At 52.0% G+C, this 254-nt stretch carries 1 protein-coding gene; it reads right to left on the bottom strand.

Annotation, left to right across the window (positions count from 1 at the left end; translation table 11 throughout):
• The coding region (locus tag V5P19_RS24035) for an EAL domain-containing protein (RefSeq protein ID WP_334408058.1) at window positions 1-254 on the bottom strand (254 nt) is incomplete at both ends.

The following is a 254-nucleotide window of genomic DNA, read 5'->3' as shown; positions in this document are numbered from 1 at the left end:
CTACGCCATTCTGCTAACTGACGGCAAGCTTCCGCGATGACCCAGCGCCCAATATTTTCGATTTCACCAATCTCTTCTGCGAGAGGAATAAACCGTGAAGGGGGCACATGACCATGCAGGGGATCGTGCCAGCGAGCAAGGGCTTCGATGCCGTACAGTTCACCCGTTTCTGCGAAGATTTGCGGCTGGTAAACCAGTTTCAGTTGGTTATTGCTAATCGCTTCTTTCAGCGCTGCGCCTAAAAACAAACGCTC

It is taken from the genome of Enterobacter sp. UNJFSC 003, from assembly GCF_036903355.1.
In the GTDB taxonomy this organism is placed as follows: Bacteria; Pseudomonadota; Gammaproteobacteria; order Enterobacterales; family Enterobacteriaceae; genus Enterobacter.
This window is presented reverse-complemented; position numbering and strand designations above follow the sequence as displayed.